This is a genomic window from Mesorhizobium sp. M7A.F.Ca.CA.004.06.1.1, assembly GCF_003999135.1.
In the GTDB taxonomy this organism is placed as follows: domain Bacteria; phylum Pseudomonadota; class Alphaproteobacteria; order Rhizobiales; family Rhizobiaceae; genus Mesorhizobium.
Genome location: NZ_RZPQ01001167.1, coordinates 1 through 1,146, shown reverse-complemented (window position 1 = coordinate 1,146; position 1,146 = coordinate 1). Strand labels below are relative to the sequence as shown.

Genomic DNA, 1,146 nt, shown 5'->3' with positions numbered 1-1,146 from the left:
GTGCTGGCCGAGGTCGAATCGGGAGCCGCCGCTCTTACCGGGACCGGCGAGCCGGCGCCGAAATGGTTTCGTGGCGCAACCGCCGAATACAGCCCGTCGGCAATCGCCATGATCCGCAAGCTTGGCTTCAAGGTCGCGGGATTCTCGATAAATGGCGACGGCGGCTCTTTGCTTGGCGCCAAGGAGACCGCCCGGCGCATCGCGGCGGCCAAGGATGGCGACGTCATCATCTCGCACATCAACCAGCCGACCCATGCGGCCGGCGAAGGCGTGGTGCAGGGGCTGCTGGCGCTCAAGGCCAAGGGCTTGACCTTTGTGCGGCTCGACGATGCCGAGGGCATCGGCAATAACGGCACGACGGAGTGACTGGCCAGCCGAGCGGATCTCGATGCCCTCGGCGTTGGCTCAGTCCGGTTTGGCTTCGATCGTGACCTTGCTAGCGTAGAATGCGCCGTGGTTGCGGATTTCAGCCATTTCGTCGAAAGGCCGCTCGTACGCCCACATGGCGTTCTGGCCGGTCTCGCCGGCAGGCAGCACGCTCCAATAGCTTGCATCGCCCTTGTAGGGGCAATGGGTCGAGTGGTCGGTGCGGCCGAGCTTGCCGAAATCGATGTCGGCGAACGGAATGTAGAAGGCCGCCGGATAGGGGGCCTCGGTCAGCACCTTGGCCTTCGTTGTTGAAGCGATGACCACGTCTCCGACACGCACGGTAACGGTGCCGGCATAGGGCTCGACAGTGATGATTTTGTCCGGGTTGCGTTGGAAACCGGGTGCGGGGTTGGCGATCTGATCCATGCGGGGGGCTCTCCTTGCGTCGACTTAAGGTGTGTCGCGCAAGCGCATTGCGCAAGCCGCTATCGCCATCCAACACGCAAAACTTGCTTAGCCGACGCCGATGGATCGCCCCTTGGAATCCTCGGGATTGTCGTCAGCGGTCAGGCAGCGGCTTTGAACACGTCCATGAGACCGGCATAGGCGGCAGCGATCCCGGCGACCGGGTTGCTGCTTCTTGAGACGGTCTCGACCTTCAGGGAACCGCCGCCGGTAGGCAAGGTAAGCAGCAGGAACTGGCGGTTTCCGCCATCGCCGACTGACGCGGCCGCGACGTGCTGGTCCTCGCCCTGATTCTGGACGCACATCTTGAAC

1 protein-coding gene and 2 pseudogenes are annotated in these 1,146 nt (G+C 63.4%); 1 reads left to right on the top strand and 2 read right to left on the bottom strand.

Annotated features, from left to right (window positions below; translation table 11 throughout):
• Nucleotides 1–366, top strand: a pseudogene (locus EN906_RS34835) (polysaccharide deacetylase); the annotation flags it as partial.
• A 39-nt stretch (nucleotides 367–405) separates the two neighbouring features.
• Here EN906_RS34835 and EN906_RS34830 read toward each other — a convergent pair.
• Both EN906_RS34830 and EN906_RS34825 read right to left on the bottom strand, forming a co-directional pair.
• Nucleotides 406–795, bottom strand: a complete 390-nt coding sequence (locus tag EN906_RS34830; RefSeq protein WP_127270456.1) for a DUF427 domain-containing protein — start codon at nucleotides 793–795, stop codon at nucleotides 406–408.
• Between the two features lie 140 nt (nucleotides 796–935).
• A pseudogene (locus tag EN906_RS34825) lies at nucleotides 936–1,146 on the bottom strand (hypothetical protein); the annotation flags it as partial.

Excerpts from the sequence above, each read along its gene's own strand:
- EN906_RS34830 (WP_127270456.1), bottom strand. The coding sequence starts at position 795 with ATGGATCAGATCGCCAACCCCGCACCCGGTTTCCAACGCAACCCGGAC.